General features: G+C 65.0%; 17 protein-coding genes. 1 reads left to right on the top strand and 16 read right to left on the bottom strand.

From position 1 onward, the window contains the following. Positions 1-124: 124 nt before the first annotated feature. The 4 genes from infB to rimP all read right to left on the bottom strand — a co-directional run bounded on the left by infB (position 125) and on the right by rimP (position 5,999). Positions 125-2,830, bottom strand: a complete 2,706-nt coding sequence (gene infB / locus AC0L30_RS30045; RefSeq protein ID WP_219678861.1) for a translation initiation factor IF-2 — start codon at positions 2,828-2,830, stop codon at positions 125-127. A 70-nt stretch (positions 2,831-2,900) separates the two neighbouring features. Further along, positions 2,901-3,584 (bottom strand): RNA-binding protein, encoded by a 684-nt coding sequence (locus tag AC0L30_RS30040; RefSeq protein ID WP_007598339.1) that lies wholly within the window; start codon positions 3,582-3,584, stop codon positions 2,901-2,903. A gap of 22 nt (positions 3,585-3,606) precedes the next feature. Then, positions 3,607-5,217, bottom strand: coding sequence for a transcription termination factor NusA (nusA, locus tag AC0L30_RS30035; RefSeq protein ID WP_007598336.1), 1,611 nt, complete (start codon positions 5,215-5,217; stop codon positions 3,607-3,609). 2 nt (positions 5,218-5,219) lie between these two features. Beyond that, positions 5,220-5,999, bottom strand: a complete 780-nt coding sequence (gene rimP / locus AC0L30_RS30030; RefSeq protein ID WP_035993842.1) for a ribosome maturation factor RimP — start codon at positions 5,997-5,999, stop codon at positions 5,220-5,222. 363 nt (positions 6,000-6,362) lie between these two features. On the opposite strand from rimP, the gene AC0L30_RS30025 reads away from it, so the two are divergent. After that, on the top strand, positions 6,363-7,445 hold the full coding sequence (locus AC0L30_RS30025) for a DUF2336 domain-containing protein (protein WP_007598332.1): 1,083 nt from the start codon (positions 6,363-6,365) through the stop codon (positions 7,443-7,445). Here the strand turns inward: AC0L30_RS30025 and trmB are convergent. The 12 genes from trmB to tsaB all read right to left on the bottom strand — a co-directional run bounded on the left by trmB (position 7,442) and on the right by tsaB (position 18,311). Next, positions 7,442-8,152, bottom strand: a complete 711-nt coding sequence (trmB, locus tag AC0L30_RS30020) for a tRNA (guanosine(46)-N7)-methyltransferase TrmB (protein WP_219678871.1) — start codon at positions 8,150-8,152, stop codon at positions 7,442-7,444. The two genes, AC0L30_RS30025 and trmB, sit on opposite strands and share 4 nt — an antisense overlap. Further along, positions 8,149-9,306 carry a M20 family metallopeptidase gene (locus tag AC0L30_RS30015; protein ID WP_473405857.1) on the bottom strand — a complete coding sequence of 386 codons (1,158 nt, stop codon included), beginning with the start codon at positions 9,304-9,306 and terminating at the stop codon, positions 8,149-8,151. The genes trmB and AC0L30_RS30015 overlap by 4 nt, the downstream gene beginning before the upstream one ends. A gap of 85 nt (positions 9,307-9,391) precedes the next feature. Continuing rightward, entirely contained in the window at positions 9,392-9,805 is a 414-nt protein-coding gene (locus AC0L30_RS30010) for a helix-turn-helix domain-containing protein (RefSeq protein WP_007598327.1), read from the bottom strand. Positions 9,806-10,015: 210 nt separating this feature from the next. Beyond that, entirely contained in the window at positions 10,016-11,629 is a 1,614-nt protein-coding gene (gene lnt / locus AC0L30_RS30005; RefSeq protein WP_473405855.1) for an apolipoprotein N-acyltransferase, read from the bottom strand. Continuing rightward, positions 11,626-12,744 (bottom strand): hemolysin family protein, encoded by a 1,119-nt coding sequence (locus tag AC0L30_RS30000; RefSeq protein WP_473365398.1) that lies wholly within the window; start codon positions 12,742-12,744, stop codon positions 11,626-11,628. The genes lnt and AC0L30_RS30000 overlap by 4 nt, the downstream gene beginning before the upstream one ends. A 1-nt stretch (position 12,745) precedes the next feature. Continuing rightward, positions 12,746-13,255, bottom strand: coding sequence for an rRNA maturation RNase YbeY (gene ybeY, locus AC0L30_RS29995; RefSeq protein WP_007598322.1), 510 nt, complete (start codon positions 13,253-13,255; stop codon positions 12,746-12,748). Between the two features lie 61 nt (positions 13,256-13,316). Continuing rightward, a complete protein-coding gene (locus tag AC0L30_RS29990) occupies positions 13,317-14,375 on the bottom strand; it encodes a PhoH family protein (RefSeq protein ID WP_219678884.1) in 1,059 nt (352 codons plus the stop codon). A gap of 4 nt (positions 14,376-14,379) precedes the next feature. Further along, complete coding sequence (gene miaB / locus AC0L30_RS29985) at positions 14,380-15,768, bottom strand: tRNA (N6-isopentenyl adenosine(37)-C2)-methylthiotransferase MiaB (RefSeq protein ID WP_219678888.1); 1,389 nt, start codon at positions 15,766-15,768, stop codon at positions 14,380-14,382. A gap of 190 nt (positions 15,769-15,958) precedes the next feature. Further along, a complete protein-coding gene (locus AC0L30_RS29980) occupies positions 15,959-16,639 on the bottom strand; it encodes an HAD family hydrolase (protein ID WP_473405854.1) in 681 nt (226 codons plus the stop codon). Continuing rightward, complete coding sequence (locus AC0L30_RS29975; RefSeq protein ID WP_007598312.1) at positions 16,640-17,095, bottom strand: Fur family transcriptional regulator; 456 nt, start codon at positions 17,093-17,095, stop codon at positions 16,640-16,642. Between the two features lie 38 nt (positions 17,096-17,133). Beyond that, on the bottom strand, positions 17,134-17,619 hold the full coding sequence (rimI, locus tag AC0L30_RS29970) for a ribosomal protein S18-alanine N-acetyltransferase (protein ID WP_473405853.1): 486 nt from the start codon (positions 17,617-17,619) through the stop codon (positions 17,134-17,136). Then, entirely contained in the window at positions 17,616-18,311 is a 696-nt protein-coding gene (gene tsaB / locus AC0L30_RS29965; RefSeq protein WP_473405852.1) for a tRNA (adenosine(37)-N6)-threonylcarbamoyltransferase complex dimerization subunit type 1 TsaB, read from the bottom strand. The genes rimI and tsaB overlap by 4 nt, the downstream gene beginning before the upstream one ends. Positions 18,312-18,335: the final 24 nt, after the last annotated feature.

Below are 18,335 nucleotides of genomic sequence, written 5' to 3'. Positions count from 1 at the left end.
GGGACACGGGCATTGTCATTTGTCTTGCTGAAACGAAGAGGGGTGGATGGCCGGAAAAAATCCGGCCATCGCACTCCCGCAATTCAGTTCAAAAAAGATCCAGGCGCTTCGGTAAGATTTGGACTTACAGGGAGCGCTGGATCGTCTCCACGCGGTAACACTCGATGACGTCACCGGCGCGCATGTCGTGATAGTTCTCGAAGGCCATGCCGCATTCCTGACCGGACTGGACTTCCTTCACTTCGTCCTTGAAGCGCTTCAGCGTCGACAGCTTGCCTTCGTGCACGACGACGTTGTCGCGGATCAGACGCACATTGGCGCCACGTTCCACGGTGCCGTCGGTGACGCGGCAGCCAGCGACCTTGCCGACCTTGGAGATGTTGAAGATCTCCAGGATCGCGGCATTGCCGAGCATGGTTTCCCGCAGGGTCGGCGCGAGCAGGCCGCTCATGGCCTTCTTCACGTCGTCCACGAGGTCGTAGATGATGTTGTAGTAACGGATCTCGATGCCGTTGCGCTTGGCGGCCGCAGCGGCCTCCTTGTTCGCACGAACCGAGAAGCCGATGATCGCGGCGTTGAAGCCTTCCGCGAGCGTCACGTCCGATTCCGAGATGCCGCCGACACCGGCATGCAGGATACGCGCGGCGACTTCGTCGGTGCCGAGCTTCTCCAGCGAGCCGAGGATCGCTTCCAGCGAGCCCTGCACGTCGGCCTTGATGATCAGCGGGAATTCCTTGCGGCCCGCCGTCTTCAGCTGCGACATCATCTGCTCGAGCGAGCCGCGCATGCCGGAGATCGAGGCAGCCGCGTTCTCGCGCTTCTGGTGCGCGCGGTAGCTGGTGACCTGGCGGGCGCGGGCTTCGTTCTCGACCACGGCGAGACGATCGCCGGCTTCCGGCGGACCGTTGAAGCCGAGCACCTCGACCGGCACTGACGGACCTGCCTCCTGCACCGTCTCGCCCTGATCCGAGATCAGCGCGCGGACGCGGCCCATTTCAGCTCCGGCGACGATGATGTCACCGACACGGAGCGTGCCGCGCTGGACCAGAACGGTCGCGACCGGACCGCGGCCACGATCGAGCTTGGCTTCGATCACGGTGCCTTCGGCCGGACGATCCGAATTGGTCTTGAGGTCGAGGATGTCGGCCTGGAGCGCGATCATCTCGAGCAGCTTGTCGAGATTGGTCTTGTTCTTCGCCGACACTTCGACGTCGACGACTTCGCCGCCGAAGGATTCCACCTGCACCTCGTGCTGGAGCAGCTCGGTGCGCACGCGCTCGGGCTTGGCGTCGGGCTTGTCGATCTTGTTGATCGCAACAATGATCGGCACCCGCGCCGCCTTGGCGTGGTTGATGGCTTCGATCGTCTGCGGCATCACGCCGTCGTCGGCCGCAACCACCAGCACGACGATGTCGGTGACCTTGGCGCCGCGGGCGCGCATCGCGGTGAACGCGGCGTGGCCGGGCGTGTCGATGAAGGTGATCTTCTTGCCGCTTTCGGGCGACAGCACCTGATAGGCGCCGATATGCTGGGTGATGCCGCCGGCTTCGCCGGAGACGACATTGGCATGACGGAGCGCGTCGAGCAGCGAGGTCTTGCCGTGGTCGACGTGACCCATCACGGTCACCACCGGCGAGCGCGGCTCGGTGTCGGTGGAATCGTCGATGGCGTCGAACAGGCCTTCTTCAACGTCGGACGCGGCAACGCGCTTGACGGTGTGACCAAGCTCCTCGGCGATCAGTTGCGCAGTGTCGGCATCGATCACGTCGGTGATCTTGTGGATCGCGCCCTGCTTCATCAGCATGCGGATGATTTCCACCGCGCGCTCCGACATGCGGTTGGCGAGCTCCTGGATGGTGATCGCTTCCGGAATGACCACCTCGCGGATGAGCTTTTCTTTCGGCTCGTTCGCGGCATGGCCCTTCAGGCGCTGGGTGCGGCGGCGGAACGAGGCGATCGAGCGCTCGCGGACGTCGTCGGCATTGAAGGCGGTGACGACCGTCAGGCGGCCGCGCTCCTTCTGCGGGCCGGGCTTGTGGGTGGGCTTGGGAGCGACCACAGGCCGCGCAGCGCCGCCGGGGCCGCGACGGATCTGGCGCGGACCTTCGTCCTCGTCCGGTCCGGCTGCGACAGCGGGGGCGCGGCCCACCGGGCCTCCCGGCCGCTGTGTGGTCGTTCCGGGCCGCGCGGTCGTTGTTCCCGGGCGTGCCGTGGTGGTTGTGCCGGGTCGCGCCATCGGCGCGCCGGGGCGCGCTGCAGGAGCGGCCGAGGTCGCCGTTGCGGGGCGCGCCGCGGATTGCGGCTGCTCGCCTTCGCCAAAACGCTTCTTGGCCTCGGTTTCGGCCTTCCGCTTGGCTTCCTCTTCGTGGCGGTGACGCTCCTCTTCGGCCTTGCGGCGGGCTTCGGCGGCCTCGCGATCGGCACGCTCGGCGCTTTCGCGGACCGCGCGGCGCTGGGCCTCTTCCTCGGCATGGCGGCGCTCTTCGACTTCGCGCACCTTGGCATCGGCCAGCGCGCTGGCGCGGGCGGAACGTTCGTCTTCGGTCAGCGTGCGCAGCACCACGCCGGAGCCGGCGTTGCGCGGCGGCGCGGGGCGGGCCGGAGCAGGCTTGGGCGCGGCGGCGGCCGGCGCGGGCTTCGCCACCTCGGCCACCTGCGGCTCGGGGCTGCCGTCGACACGGCGCTTGCCACGCTTCTCGACCACGACCTGCTTGCTACGGCCATGACTGAAGCTCTGGCGCACGGTGCCCGTTTCGACGCGCGGCTTGAGCGATAGCGTCTTGCTCGGAACGCTCAGCTTCTTGTCGCCAGGGGTCTTGGTATCAACCATTAAGCAGTCCTAATCCTGATCTTGTTGTCTTGTGCGTTGCCGCACCGTGCTATCGGGTGGTCGTTGTCTCTCAGAAATCCTGGCCGGGCTTTTCGGCAGTCCTGTCAGCGTCCGCCATCCGGTATCGGACCAGCATCTGGCTACGTGACAGGAATGACTTGCTCGCCGGGCCCGCGAGCAGGGCAGCATGTATCACATTTGACCGGGTAAGTGCCAAATCCAATTCTGTCGATTTTAGTGCGGTGACGACGGGAATCGGCGGCTTGGCGCCGCGATTTCCCTCATTTTGACGCGCCAGCATGTCCAATTTGCGGATTCCGTCCGCGGCCCCGTCGCTGGCATGGATCAGGACCTCGACCGTACCTTCCCGAAGCGCGCTTTCGACCTTGCCGAAACCGGCGACGATCTGGCGCGCTTTGGCCGCAATCCCAAGGGCTTCGACCACGCTCCGGACCAGGAGCGCCTCGATCTCGGCGGGAAGCGTCTGAGGGATGCGCAGCTCGCGCTTGAAGGCTTTGGTAAAATGGTGACGCCGAACGGCTTCCGCAACCACCTCGCGCGAGGCGGTGACCCACATGCCGCGTCCGGGCAGCTTGCGCTTGAGATCGGGAACTATGTGCCCTTGGGGCGAGACGACGAAGCGGATCAGCTCGTCGATCGGCCGGACCTCGCGGCTGACCGCACACATCCGCATGGTCGCGGACCTTTCGGTCCGCGGTCCATGGTCGAGTTCGGGGTCAGTATCGGCGAGCATCCGGGTGACATCCTCCTTCGCCCTAAGCCGGCTGATCTTCGGTCGCCTCGGCCTCTTCAGCGGGCTTGGCGAGATCGGCCTCGGTAATCCAGCCGGCCTTGACGCGGGCCTGCATGATCATCGCTTCAGCATCGTCACGCGAGATATCGAGGCCATCGAGCGCACCCGGATATTTGGTCTGTTCGCCGCCTTCCTTGCGCTCGGTCCAGCCGACCAGATCGTCCGTGGCGCAGCCGGCGAGATCGTCGACCGTCTTGATGTCGTTCTCGCCGAACTTCACCAGCATCTTCGAGGTGACGCCGGGCACGTCCTTGACGGCGTCCTCGACCCCGAGCTCCTTGCGCCTGGCCTCGAGCTCGGCTTCCAGCTGTTCGAGATATTCACGGGCGCGGTTCTGGAGCTCCTGCGCGGTCTCCTCGTCGAAACCTTCGATGCCGGCGAGTTCCTTGACGTCCACCATCGCGAGTTCCTCGACCGACGTGAAGCCTTCCGACGCCAGCAATTGGCCGACCACTTCGTCGACATTGAGAGATTCCATGAAGACGCGGGTGGAGTTCTCGAAATCGGCCTGGCGGCGCTCCGATTCCTCCTGCTCGGTCAGGATGTCGATGTCCCAGCCGGTGAGCTGCGAGGCCAGTCGCACATTCTGGCCGCGGCGGCCGATCGCCAGCGAGAGCTGGTTGTTGGTGTCGGGCACGACGACCTCGATGCGCTCGCGGTCTTCGTCGATGACGACCTTGGAGACTTCGGCCGGCGCCAGCGCGTTGACCACGAAGGTCGCGATGTCGGGCGACCAGGGGATGATGTCGATCTTCTCGCCCTGCAATTCGTTCACCACCGCCTGCACGCGCGAACCGCGCATACCGACGCAGGCGCCGACCGGATCGACCGAGGAATCACGGGAAATCACGCCGATTTTCGCGCGCGAGCCTGGATCGCGGGCAACCGCCTTGATCTCGACGATGCCGTCATAGATCTCGGGCACTTCCTGCGCGAACAGTTTTGCCATGAACTGCGGATGGGTGCGGGAGAGGAAGATCTGCGGGCCGCGGGTCTCGCGGCGGACGTCGAAGATGTAGGCGCGGACGCGGTCGCCGTTGCGGAACACTTCGCGCGGTAGCATCTCGTCGCGGCGGATGATGGCCTCGCCGCGGCCGAGATCGACGATGACGCTGCCATATTCGACGCGCTTGACGACGCCGTTGACGATGTCGCCGATGCGGTCCTTGAATTCCATATATTGCCGGTCGCGCTCGGCTTCGCGCACCTTTTGCACGATCACCTGCTTGGCCGACTGCGCGGCGATACGGCCATATTCCAGCGGAGGCAGGGTGTCGGCGATGGTGTCGCCGACCTGGGCACCGGGATTGGCGCGCTGCGCATCCACCAGCGAGATTTGGTTGGAATGGTTTTCGACCGTCTCGACCACCAGCATGTGGCGCGACAGCCGAAGCTCGCCCTTCTTCGGGTCGATCTCGGCGTGAACGTCGGTCTCGCTGCCGTAACGGGCCCGCGCCGCCTTGGCGATGGCATCCTCCATCGCCGCGATGACGATGCCGCGGTCGATCGATTTCTCGCGCGCAACGGCGTCGGCGATCTGAAGCAATTCAAGTCGATTGGCGCTGACTGCCATGGCTAGTCTCCTTCGTCAGGATCGATCTCGCCCCGCCGCGCGCGTTCGGCGGCCAGGCGATGTTTCTTGGTATTGGTCGGAGCCGGCTTTTTCGTCGCGGCCGGCGCCGGCTTCTTGGTCGGTTTGGTGTTCTTGGTCGTTTTTTCGCTGATGCTGGCGTGCGGCGCCGCCGGCGGCTCGAGGCCGAGATTGCGGCGCATCTCGCGTGCCTGGGCCTTGCCGCGGCGCATGGATTCCGCGATCAGCTCGTCGGTCAGCACCAGCCGGGCCTCGGCGATGTCTTCCATCGTCAGGAGAACGTCGGCAGTCTCGCCCGCCTTGACATCGTCGCGATGCAGATGCACGCGGTCGCCTTCGACGGGGCCGATCGTGCCGCGGAACCGCTTTCGGCCCTCATGGGCGACCGCCATCTCGACCTTCACCAGATGGCCGACATAACGCTCGAAATCGGAGCGGCGCACCAGCGGGCGGTCGATCCCCGGTGAGGAGATTTCCAGCCGATAGGCGCGATCGACGGGATCGGCGACGTCGAGCACGGGCGACAGCGCCCGCGAGATCGCCTCGCAATCCTCGATCTGCATGGAACCGTCCGGCCGCTCGGCCATAACCTGCACGGTGCAGCCGGATTCCCCGGAAATACGGATCCGCACCAGGCGGTAGCCCATGCCTTCGAGCACCGGTCCGGCGACCGCGGACACCCGTGCCGCCACGCCCGGCTCGACTACGAGCCTCGGCTCGGCCAGCAATTCGGCATCCGTGGAACCAGGGTTCGGTTCGGTCATGTCAGAGGTCAAGGCGCTCGATATGGTTAAGGCTTGGTTTAAGATCTCAAAGCTCGCTTCGGAACTCTCCCGACAGATCGCCGGGCCGCACATCTTCCACCAAGCCGCGTTCAGGTAATAAAAAAGAGCGGGTCCTTTCGGGCCCACTCTCACTACGCGGATCGTATGAGAAGATGAATTGGCGCTGATATAGCCCTTTCCGTCTTCCCGGACAAGGCCCATGCAGGGCAGGCTGGGCTTTTTGCGCCCTGCCTGCGGCCCCGCGCAACGCTTCCTTCACCTCCGAGGCCTAAATTCCCTGCTTGTGGGGCGGCTTGGACCAAGGGCGCACCCGCGGCGTGCCCCGTACGAGTTTGCGTTTTCATGACCGTTGCCACGTCGCTCATTCCCGGACTGGACGATATCGTCAAACGCGGCGACCCGCGGCGTCGCGGCGAGATCGCGCACGCCATCTCCCAATTGTTCTTTCAGGACGCCGAGAACCTCCGTCCCGATGTCATCGATCTCTTCGACAATCTGCTGATCGATCTCGTCCCGCATGCCGAGCTTGCCTCGCGCGTCGATCTCGCCGAACGCTTCTCACGCCTGAGCAACGCGCCCCGGCATCTCGTGAGTCAGCTCGCGCGCGAAAACGAAATCGCGGTGGCGGGTCCCGTGCTGCGCCATTCCCCCGTGCTCGACGACGATGCTCTCGTCGAGATCGCGCGACTGAAGGGCCAGGGCCATCTGCTGGCGATGAGCGAGCGCCCCACGCTGTCGGCTGTCATCACCGACGTGCTGGTCGAGCGCGGCGATCGCGACGTGGTGCGCCGCGCCGCCGGCAATTCCGGCGCGGAGTTCTCGCCTGGCAGCTATTCCGAGTTGATCAAGCGTGCCGCGCAGGATGGCGTGCTGACGCTCAGGATCGGCCAGCGTAGCGATCTTTCGGGCGAGAACCTGAAACAGCTTCTTGACGGTACGCTCGACGTCATCCGCCGTCGCCTCTCGAGCGTGGTCAATCCCGTGCGCCAGGTCGAGATCAAGCGCGCCATGGCGGCCATCGAGGAAGCCACGCTGCCGCCGGGCCCGCGTCGCGATTTCTCGGGAGCGCAACGTACGATTCTGGCCTTGCATCGCGGGGGCCATCTTGGCGAGAGCGCGCTGTTTGGCTTCGCGAAGGCCCACAAATACGAGGAGGCGATCGCGTCGCTCTCGGCGATGTCCGGCGTCCGTCTCTCTGTCCTCGACCGCCTGATCACGGGTGACCGCTACGATCCAATTCTGGTTCTGGCACGTGTGCTGAATGTCAGCTGGCCGACGGTGCGGGAGCTGATCCTGATGTGGTACGGCCCGAATCGCACGCCAGCCGATGCCGACCTTGAGCAGGCGCGCGCGAACTTTACTCGGCTGATGCCGACGACCGCAGAGCGCGTCGTGAATTTCTGGCGCAACCGGCAGACGATCTAGACCCGCCTGAATCGCAGATACGCCGCCTTGCGGCCTTCGCGCGTGGCCTTTCGGCCGTAGCGCGTCATCGTGTATCCGTCCCACGGCAGGCGAAAATCATCGGCGCGCTCCGCGAGCCAGACAAAGTCCTGCGAACGCGACAGATGCGACAGCGTCCAGGCGCAGTAATCGTCGATGTCGCAGACGAAACGAAATTCGCCGCCGGCTTTCAGCACGCGCGCCATCGCGGCGATGGTCCGGTCCTGCACGAAGCGCCGCTTCCAGTGCCGCCGTTTCGGCCAGGGATCGGGATGGATCAGGTCGATCCGCGACAGCGAAGCCTTCGGCAGCCAGGCCAGGAGCTCGGCGGCATCGCCTGCGAACAGGCGGATGTTGCCGATCTCGGCGGCCTCGATCTGCGCGAGGATCTTCGCCATGCCGTTGACGTAAGGCTCGCAGCCGATGAAGCCGGTTGTGGCGAAGTTTTGCGCTTCTGCCGCAAGATGCTCGCCGCCGCCGAAGCCGATCTCAAGCCGCAAATCGTCGACGGCGGGGCCGAAGAGCTCGCGGGCATCCGCCGGTGCTTCGCGGTCGATGGCGAGCGCAAGGCGCGGCAGCAGATGATCGATCAGCTCGGCTTGGTGCTGCCTGAGCTTGTGGCCCTTGCGGCGTCCGAAGAAGGCGCGCTCGCTGTCCTCGCGATCGGGATCTGATTTGCGCTCACTCATCGTAGCGTCTGGTACAGGCGATGGAGCAGCCGCGCGCGCGGTTCGAGCGACGAGACATAGAGCTGCTCGTAATGGGTGTGCGCGCCCTTGCCGTCGACGCCGAGCCCGTCGAGCGTCGCGGTGTGGGCGGCGGTGAAATTACCGTCCGAGCCGCCGCCGGTGTGAACGTCGAGCAGCTCGAAACCGATCTCCGTGGCAACGGTCTTTGCATGTTCGTACAGCGAGGCGCCTGCATTGCTCTTCTCGTAAGGCGGACGATTGAGCCCGCCCGTGACCTTGACGGTGACGCCATCCGTCTTCGATGTCAGGGCGAGGATCCTGCCGACGAATTCATCCGCGTCCTTGAAGCTCGGCACGCGCAGATCGATTTCGGCATGGGCTTCTTCCGGCGTCACGTTGGGCCGCGTGCCGCCGCGCACCACCCCGACATTGACGGTGACGCCGCGCGCCAGATCGTTCATCGCTTCCAGCGCCAGGATGACATTGGCGAGCTCGCGGATCGCGCTGCGGCCATCCTGGGGCCGCGTGCCGGCATGCGCGGGCACGCCCTTGATGAACACTTCGAATCGCCCGACGCCCTTGCGGCCGGTGACGATCTTGCCACCGTCGCGGGCCGGCTCCGTCACCAGCACGTATTTCGCCTTGCGCCCTTCGGTCTCGATGAGTGCGCGAGAGGTGGGGCTGCCGATCTCCTCGTCGGAGGTGAACAGATGGGTGATGCCGAGCGGCGGGCGATCGGCCGTGGCACAAAGCGCGCGAAAGGCGTGATGGGCGATGTAGGCGCCGCCCTTCATGTCGTAGATGCCGGGACCGAACGCGCTGTCGCCTTCGACCTTGAACGGCAGGCGCTCGATGAATCCCATGGGATGAACGGTATCGAGGTGGCTCAGCACCAGGATGCCGGGCCGGTCCTGGCCCCAGGTCGAGCGCGCCACGAGATGATCGCCGCAGCCGTCGACGCCGGCGATGCGCTCGAGCGTAACAGGGAGATCGCGGTATTGCTCCGCGACCATCGAGACCAGCTTGTTGACCTGTTCAGGTGCGTCCGTTGGCGTCTCGACCTCCACCCAGCGGCGGATGCCATCGAGAATAGTTTGGGAATCGAACCAATTGGAGCTGACCATGAGCGCATCTGTGCCTTTGAATCGCATCATCGAGGAGGACGCGCATCAAAGCGCGGCCGCAAATGACGACATAGGCCAGATTTGACGCAGTCTCAAATCGGATTGAGAGGGCGCGTCAGCGCTTGTCGGGGCCTTCGCGGGCCGCGATCTGCTCGACGAGATCGACGATCGAGCGGCGCATCTTCGAATCCGTGATTCGGGTGAACGCTTTGGTCAAAGCGAGTCCTTCGGAAGTCGCGAGGAAATCCGAGACGTAAGACGGCGATGCGCCTTCTGCGAAGCCGTCCGGCCCCGCCACGCCGCTCGGACCGCCCTCGAACAGGAAGGACACCGGCACCTGGAGAATTTCGGCAATTTGCTGGATGCGGCTCGCGCCGACCCGGTTTGTGCCCTTCTCGTATTTCTGCACTTGTTGGAAAGTCAGGCCCAAAGCTTCACCGAGCTTTTCCTGGCTCATGCCCAACATGATGCGGCGCATCCGCACGCGACTGCCGACATATTTGTCAACAGGGTTGGGCGCTTTCGACATTTCCTCAGCCCTCCAAACATCACCTTCGGCGCAATCAGGAATGCCTCAGGTGTAAGCAACGTCAAAATCAGACCCTGTTATTGGAAAACATTGCGGAGAAATTTAGCAATGCCCACTGTCTTTTGCAGCCGGTGCAGAATGAGGAGGCCGCGTGCAGTCTGTCAACCGTGGGACTACGGTTGTCAAAAGTTATCGGCCGCGGCTGCGTGATCAGGGGCGCCGCTTGGCAACACGTCGGCGGACCGCCAGAAACACGGCGAGCGCAACGAGCATGGCCGCGGGGACATCGCCCACTCGCGCATAGATGGTCGGCGGGATCGCGGCGGGCAGATTTGCATCCAAAACGCCTTCGATTCCGAGACCGAGGCTGGCGACGATGCGTCCCACCGGATCGATCACTGCGGAAACGCCGGTATTGGCGGAGCGAACCAGCGGCAATCCGAGCTCGATCGCGCGCATCCGCGCCTGTTCGAGGTGTTGATAGGGGCCGGTCGAGATTCCGAACCAGCCGTCATTGGTGAGATTTACGATCCAGCCCGGACGCTCATTGCGTCCAGCCACCTCGCCGGGAAAGATTGCTTCGTAGCAGATCAGCGGCAGCGCGGACGGCGCGCCGGGGACCGGCAGCGCATGCCGCACGGTGCCGGGAATGAAGCCACCGCGCACACGCGTGAGTTGCTCGAAACCGAGCTTCTCCATCAGACCCTGGTAGGGAAGAAACTCGCCGAACGGCACCAAATGCAGCTTGTCGTACATAGAGAGCACGCTGCCGTCGTGATCGATCACATAGATCGAATTATAGGCGCGGGTGATCGGCGTGCCCCGCGGCAGGTCGGGCGCGCGGACCGAGCCCGTGATCAGCACCGTGCCCTTGGGCAGAAGCTCCGCGATTTGCGCCATCGCATCGGCTTCGCGAGTGAGGAAGAACGGAAAGGCGGATTCCGGCCAGATCAGGATGGTGGCATCACGCACGCCGGTCGATCGCGGTCCGGAGGCGCGGTCCGACAAGGCCAGATATTTCTTCATCACCTCCGCCTTGGCGGCGTAGTTGAATTTCGCGTCCTGCTGGAGATCCGGCTGCATCAGGCGCAACTTGGTGCCGGCGACCATCGTGGTCGGATGCAGCGACAGGCGGATCGCGCCGAAGATACCCATGACAAGCAGGAGCGCCAGGGCCGCGGCCGGTGCGCGCCACGCCAGGCGGCGATCGGGCGTGCGGTCGATCAGCGCCGCGGGGCTCGCGAAGATCGCAACCGTCAGGAACGTCATGCCCCACAGGCCGATCAGCGACGCCGTTTGTGCCAGCGGCAGCGGCTCGGACAGCGCATAGCCGAACGCGTTCCAGGGAAAGCCGGTCAGCGCATGACCGCGCAGCCATTCGGTGATGGTGAGGCTTGCCGCGAGCGCAAGCACGCGCGTCGCGTTCTTGGTCCAGAGCAGGCGGGCGAGCGCAAAGCCCATTGCTGTGAAGATGGACAGATAGGCCGGCAGGCCCAGCACGGCGAACGGCGTCAGCCAGGCGAATACATCAGCGTCGACGAAGAAGGCGTAGCCGATCCAGTAGAGGCCGGGCACGAAATAGCCGAGTCCGAACCAGTAGCCGGTCAGCGCTGCGGCGGGGACGCCGCGATATCGTCCCGCGCCGGCGCCGTCGATCAGCCAGACCAGCACCGGAAAGGTGATGAAAAGCACCGGGAAGGCGTTGAACGGTGCCAGCGCCAGCACCGAGAGCGCGCCGGCAGCCATCGCGACGAGCGCGCGCTTCCATCCCCAGGTCAGGATGATGGCAAGCGCGATCTGGCGAAATCGCTGGAAAGGGCTCACTGCGGACCGGTCCCGTCGCTTGGCGGCGGGGTGGGGGTGTCGCTGGCCGCCGGCTGGCTGCCATCCGGCGCGGCCTCGCGGCGCCGGCTCTCGCGCTGGGTGCGCGGTGCGGGACGCTCCTTCCGCGTCGAGATCCGCAGTCGCTTGACCCGGCGCGGATCGGCATCGAGCACCTCGATCTCGTAATGGCCGGGGCCCGAGATCACCTCGCCGCGCACCGGCAGGCGCCCGACGAAACTGACGAGATAGCCGCCCAGCGTCTCCACTTCCTCGCCGGCCTCGCCGGTGACGAAATCTTCGCCGATCACGGTGCGGACGTCGTCGAGGCTGGCGCGGGCATCCGCGATGAAGGCGTTGTCGGGCAGCCGCACGATCGAGGGCGGCTCGTCACTGTCATGCTCGTCGTCGATCTCGCCGACGATCTGCTCGACGATGTCCTCGAGCGAGACCAGCCCGTCGCTGCCGCCATATTCGTCGACCACCAGCGCCAGATGGATGCGAGTGGCCTGCATCTGCGCGAGCAGGTCGATCGCCCGCATCGACGGCGGCACGTAGAGCAGCTTGCGGATGATGCGCGCTTCCTCGAGCGGCAGCGCGAGATCGACCGTACGCAGATCGAGCCCGGCCGGCAGCGGTTTCTTGCGCTTGGTTTTCGTGACCCCCGACACGCGCGCACGCGCGGTCATGAAGGCAAGCAGATCGCGGATATGGACGATGCCGACGGGATCGTCGAGCGTCTCGTTGTAGACCACAAGGCGCGAATGGCCGGCGCTCTCGAAGCGGTCCATCAACTCGCCGAGCGGGATGTCGCGCTTCACCGCGATGATGTCGGCGCGATGCACCATGACATCGGCGATGCGACGCTCGTGCAGGCCGAGGATGTTGCGCAGCATGGTGCGCTCGACCGTCGAGAAGCCGGTGTCGTCGGGCGTCGTGGCGTCGAGCACGACCTGGAGGTCGTCGCGTACCGAACCCGCCTTCCAGCCGAACAGGCTGCGAATGGCACGCAGCAGCCAGCCTTCCGCGGTCGGGCGCATCACCTCGCCTGAGGTCACCACGACCGGTAAATTGGCCGTGTGGCGCGGATTGTCGTGAATCGGGTCCGAATCCGGCATCTCAATGCGTCCCTGGGCGGTCGGCATAGGGGTCGGGAATGCCGAGATGAGCCAGGATCTCTCGTTCGAGCGCTTCCATTTCCTCGGCGTCGTCTTCGTTTTCGTGGTCGTAGCCGACCAGATGCAGGAAACCGTGCACGGCGAGATGGCTCAAATGATGATCGAACGGCTTTTGTTCCTCGTCCGCCTCACGCCGCATGGTCTCGTAGGCGATCGCGATGTCGCCGAGCATGCGCGGCGCATCGCCCGGTTTCCATTCGCCTTCCGGCTGCAGCGCGGGAAACGACAGCACGTTGGTCGGCTTGTCGATGCCGCGCCAGTTGCTGTTCAGCGTGCGGATGCCGGCATCATCGGTCAGCATCACCGCCACTTCCGCCTCCGCAACGTCTTCGTCGACATTCTCGGCGGCGGCCGCCACGGCGCGCTGGATCACGGCTTCGGATTCGGGCTCCCGCTGCCAGCAATCGGCGACGACGAGGACCTCGGTGATGGGAAGATTGGGGTGTGACATTGTCCTTGTTCCGAACGAAGGGGCGCCGTGTCCGCGCCCATATGGTCCGGTTGCTGCCTCGTCAGGATTTACCGGCGGCCGGCCGCTGCGGCGCCCCTTCGTAGGCGGAGACGATCCGCGCCACGAGCTCGTGGCGGATCACGTCTTCGGCCTTGAAATGAACTTGCGCAATGCCTTCGACGCCGCTCAGCAGGCGCGTCGCTTCGGCGAGGCCCGAGGTCTGGCCGTTCGGCAAATCGATCTGCGAGGGATCGCCTGTCACGATCATGCGGCTATTCTCGCCGAGGCGGGTCAAAAACATCTTCATCTGCATCGACGTGGTGTTCTGCGCCTCGTCCAGGATGATGGCCGCGTTGGTCAGCGTGCGGCCGCGCATGAAGGCGAGCGGCGCGATCTCGATCTCGCCGGTCTGCAGCGCGCGCTCGACGATGCGCGCGTCCATCAGGTCATAGAGCGCGTCGTAGATCGGGCGAAGATAAGGATCGACCTTCTCGCGGAGATCGCCGGGCAAAAAGCCGAGCCGCTCGCCGGCTTCCACCGCCGGGCGGGACAGGATGATCTTGTCGACTTCCTTGCGCTCGAACAGTTGCGCGGCATGCGCGACCGCGAGCCAGGTCTTGCCGGTGCCGGCGGGGCCGATGCCGAACACCAGCTCGTGGCGCTTCAGCGCGCGGATGTAGGAATCCTGCGCCGCCGTGCGCGCGCGCACCGGGCGCTTGCGCAAATTGATGCTGTCGAAGGTGGATTTGGCTGACTTGGCGTCGAACTCGAACAGCGAGCCCTGCGCGATCACGGCACGGATCGCGCCCTCGACCTCGCCCTGGTCGAGGTCCTGTCCCTTCACGGCCTGGGCGTAGAGCGTCTCCAGCACGCGGCGCGCGGCATCGCAGCCGTCACGCGAGCCGCCGATGGTGATGTGATTGCCCTTGGAATCGACGACGACACCGAGCCGCCGTTCGATCTGTGCCAGATGCTGGCCGTAAGGGCCGACCAACGCGGATGCGGCGCGGTTGTCGTCGAAGTCGATGACGACCTGGGTCTCGGGCGGAACCTGCATGTCGCGGTCAAATTTGCGGCTGGGAGCGATGGAAGAAGACGAATCCGATGCGCTTTTGGGCAAGGGTTCAGGCTCCAGTGGCGATGGGCGATAAAGCGGGCTCGTGCGCCATGGCGAGCTCGCCGAGGAAGCTGTAGCGTTCGAGGCTGTCGATCCGGACCGGCAGGATTTGTCCGATGATGTCGGGCGAGGCCATCACATGCGCGGGCTGGAGGAAGGCGGTCCGGCCGACGATCTGGCCATCCCTGCGGGCCGGACGCTCGAACAGCACATCGACGGTTGAGCCAATCGCAGCCTTGTTGAAGGCCGATTGCTGGCTGTCGATCAGTTCCTGGAGCCGCTCCAATCGCTGGTCCATCTCGGAGGGGGACACCGTCTCCTGCATATCCGCGGCCGGCGTTCCCGGCCGGGCGGAGTATTTGAACGAATACGCAGCAGCGTAGCCGATTTGCGTGACAAGCGCGAGGGTCGCGAGAAAATCTTGCTCGCTCTCGCCCGGGAAGCCGACGATGAAATCTGATGAGAAAGCAATGTCTTGGCGTGCGGACCGGAAACGGTCGATGACATCAAGATAATCATCGGCGGTATGTTTCCGGTTCATGGCGGCCAAAATCCGGTCCGAGCCCGACTGCACCGGCAGGTGCACGAAGGGCATCAGCGCGCCGAGATCGCGATGGGCTGCAATCAGACTGTCATCGACATCGCGAGGATGGCTGGTCGAATAGCGCAGCCGCGCGATGCCCGGGAGTGCCGCGAGGTGCTCCAGCAGCCTGCCGAGCGGCCAGCTTTTTCCGTCCGGTCCCTCGCCGTGATAGGCGTTGACGTTCTGTCCGATCAGCGTGAGCTCGCGTACGCCGTTCTCAGTGAGCCGCTTTACGTCATCGACGATCTTTGCCACCGGCCGCGAGACTTCCGAACCACGCGTGTAAGGCACGACGCAGAAGGTGCAGAACTTGTCGCAGCCTTCCTGCACCGTGACGAAAGCGGAAATGCCGCGGGCGCGGATCGCGCCGGGCTTGGGCTGCGCGAGGAAGCCGAACTTGTCCTCCGCAGGGAATTCGGTCTCGACGGCGCGGCCTTCATTGCCGGCGCGCTTCAAGAGCTGCGGCAAATGATGATAGCTCTGCGGTCCCACCACGACGTCGACCGCGGGCGCACGGCGCACGATCTCCTCGCCTTCGGCCTGTGCCACGCAGCCCGCGACCGCGATCTGCATGGTGCGCCCATCGCGCGCGGCGGCGTCCTTGGCGACGCGCAGGCGGCCGAGCTCCGAATAGACCTTTTCCGAGGCCTTCTCGCGGATATGGCAGGTATTGAGGATGACGAGGTCGGCGTCGTCAGCGCTGGCCGTCTCCACGAATCCTTCCGGGGCCAGCGTGTCCACCATGCGCTGGGCATCGTAGACGTTCATCTGGCAGCCATATGATTTGATGTGCAGCTTGCGCGGCGGCGTCATGGAACCCGGAAATGAGGTGGGAGGACCGCCCTCAGATATAGGCTGGGGCTGCGGAAATCCAGCGATTGGGGTCTTTTTGGTCGCATTCCGGGGCGCGGCGCAGTCGCGAACCCGGAATCCAGAGGTTTTGGCACGAGATTCCGAGTTCGATGCTGGCGCATCGCCCCGGAATGACGCCGAGAGGAGGGATTCAACTCGCCAGGCTGTCCGCCGCGACCCGCCGGACCAGCTCCGGCAATTGCCGCATATCGTCGAACGTCAATCCGGCCCCGGCGGCCCGTAGTCTTTCAGCGTGGCCTGGCGGGCAATGGCTGCCACCGTGAAAGCCCAGCACGGTCATCCCGGCGGCATGCGCGCCGGTCACCCCGGGGACGCTGTCCTCGATTACGAGGCACCGCTCCGGCGCGACTTTCATCTGCGCGGCGGCGAACAGAAAAAGATCGGGCGCGGGCTTGCCGCGCGCGACCTGGCTCGCGGAAAAGATGTTCGGAGCGAGCAGATCGTAGAGACCGGCGCAGGTCAGGCCGTGGTGGATCTTCTCCGGCGTGCCGCTCGACGCAACGCATTTGGGCAAATCGATTGCGCCGATCGCTGCGGCCACATGGGTGATCGGCTGCAAATCGCTGGCATAAAATTGCAGCGTCGCCGCATTCACCTGGCTTTCGAGATCATCGGGAAGATTGCGGCCGATCTCCTGTTCGACCATTCGCCGCGCATCTTTCTCGGATACGCCGAGAAAGCGGACCAGCACCTGCTCCGATGTGATCGGATAGCCGTGCCGGGACAGCACATCCGCATGCGCGCGACAGGAGATCACCTCGCTGTCCACGAGCACGCCGTCGCAATCGAAGATGACGAGATCGATCGCCACTTAACTTGTGGGTTTGTCGTCGTCGAGCGGGACGCAATAGAGTTCGAGCCGATGGTCGACCAGCTTGTAACCGAGCTTGCGCGCGATCTCCGCCTGGAGCTTCTCGATCTCCTCGGAGGTGAACTCGATCACCTTGCCGTCGCGCAGGTTGATGAGGTGGTCGTGATGGCTGTCGCGCATCTGCTCGTAGCGCGCGCGGCCTTCGCGGAAATCATGGCGCTCGATGATGCCCGCATCCTCGAACAGTTTGACGGTACGATACACCGTCGAGATCGAGATCTTGTCGTCGACCGCGACACAGCGGCGGTACAGTTCCTCGACGTCGGGATGATCGACCGCCTCCGCGAGCACGCGGGCGATGACACGGCGCTGCTCGGTCATGCGCATGCCGGTGGCGGCACAGCGCGCCTCGATGCCGGACGCCTTGGAAGCGGGGGAAGGTTTAAGACCAGTCATGTAATGTCCGCCTGACGGGGCGCTTTCTGCCATCAATGTTACGACAAGTCACGTCGCATCAGAAGTGCGTTCAATTGTTCCCCGTTCGGCTGCTTATAGTAGCGTTCGCGGCGTCCGACCACCATGAATCCGGTTCTGTCGTAGAGCCGCCGTGCCGGCTGGTTATTTTCCTCGACCTCCAGAAATATTGTGCGCACGCCGCGTCCTGCCAGATGGCCGAGATGGGTCATCAGCAGCGTGCGAGAGAGGCCGCGGCCGCGATGGGCCTGGTCGACCGCGATCGAGAGGATCTCCGCTTCGTCCGCACCGATCCGCGACACCGCGAAGCCCACGGTGTTGCGGCCCAGGCGCAACCGGTGCACCAGCGTGTTGCGCTCGCTGAGCATGCTCTCGAACTCGCCTTCGCCCCAACCGCGCGCGAAGGAGGCGCCGTGGAGCTGCGCGAGCCGTGCGACGTCGCGCGCGACAGCCGGCTCGACGACGGGCGTGCCGCCGCGCCACCATTCCGAGAACCAATTCATCATGAGATTGCGGCTTGCGCTGCAAGCGGCAGTTGTGCGGGCGGCTTTGCGTCGGGCGCCCGCAGATAGAACGGCCGCGCCGGATTTGTCGCGGGATCGGCGGCGGCGCCAAGCCATGCGACCCAGCCGATGTCGGGCGCGGGCTGCGCGTCGACCGCGACCGGCTGCGGCATATCTTTCGGCCAGCGCTCAGCGAGGATCTTCGCGGCATTGCCGACCAGATGCGGCGCGCCGAATTGCGAAGCCGCGATCGCTTCGTCGATGGGAGCGACGCCCGGCGGCACCAGCTGACTGCCGTCACCGGCCACGATCTGGAAATAGACGTGGTCGTGCCGCGCGTCGATCGCCGAGATCACCGGTGCCGCTCCGCTCAGGCCGACGACGGCGGCGGCATAGGCCGACAAGGTGGTCAGGCCGACGGCGGGCCGCTTCGCAGCAAGCGCAAGGCCGCGGGCCGCCGAAATGCCGACGCGCAGGCCGGTGAAACTTCCGGGGCCCATGGTGACCGCGATGCGGTCGAGCGCGGTGAAGGCGAGATTGGCTGACTGCATCACGCGCGCGATCATCGGCATCAGCGCTTCGGCGTGGCCGCGCTTCATCAGAAGCTGCTCCTGCGCGAGGAGCTGGCCGGAATCGGTGTCGAGAACGGCAACCGCGCACGCTTCCAGCGCGGTATCGATGGCAAGGATCAGCATGGAACGATCATAGCATCATCCCGG

Source organism: Bradyrhizobium sp. MI1.11, assembly GCF_055811255.1.
This window is presented reverse-complemented; position numbering and strand designations above follow the sequence as displayed.

Coding starts and splice junctions, on each gene's coding strand:
- infB (WP_219678861.1), bottom strand. CDS start 2,830: ATGGTTGATACCAAGACCCCTGGCGACAAGAAGCTGAGCGTTCCGAGC.
- AC0L30_RS30040 (WP_007598339.1), bottom strand. CDS start 3,584: ATGCTCGCCGATACTGACCCCGAACTCGACCATGGACCGCGGACCGAA.
- nusA (WP_007598336.1), bottom strand. CDS start 5,217: ATGGCAGTCAGCGCCAATCGACTTGAATTGCTTCAGATCGCCGACGCC.
- rimP (WP_035993842.1), bottom strand. CDS start 5,999: ATGACCGAACCGAACCCTGGTTCCACGGATGCCGAATTGCTGGCCGAG.
- AC0L30_RS30025 (WP_007598332.1), top strand. CDS start 6,363: ATGACCGTTGCCACGTCGCTCATTCCCGGACTGGACGATATCGTCAAA.
- trmB (WP_219678871.1), bottom strand. CDS start 8,152: ATGAGTGAGCGCAAATCAGATCCCGATCGCGAGGACAGCGAGCGCGCC.
- AC0L30_RS30015 (WP_473405857.1), bottom strand. CDS start 9,306: ATGATGCGATTCAAAGGCACAGATGCGCTCATGGTCAGCTCCAATTGG.
- AC0L30_RS30010 (WP_007598327.1), bottom strand. CDS start 9,805: ATGTCGAAAGCGCCCAACCCTGTTGACAAATATGTCGGCAGTCGCGTG.
- AC0L30_RS30000 (WP_473365398.1), bottom strand. CDS start 12,744: ATGCCGGATTCGGACCCGATTCACGACAATCCGCGCCACACGGCCAAT.
- ybeY (WP_007598322.1), bottom strand. CDS start 13,255: ATGTCACACCCCAATCTTCCCATCACCGAGGTCCTCGTCGTCGCCGAT.
- miaB (WP_219678888.1), bottom strand. CDS start 15,768: ATGACGCCGCCGCGCAAGCTGCACATCAAATCATATGGCTGCCAGATG.
- AC0L30_RS29975 (WP_007598312.1), bottom strand. CDS start 17,095: ATGACTGGTCTTAAACCTTCCCCCGCTTCCAAGGCGTCCGGCATCGAG.
- rimI (WP_473405853.1), bottom strand. CDS start 17,619: ATGATGAATTGGTTCTCGGAATGGTGGCGCGGCGGCACGCCCGTCGTC.
- tsaB (WP_473405852.1), bottom strand. CDS start 18,311: ATGCTGATCCTTGCCATCGATACCGCGCTGGAAGCGTGCGCGGTTGCC.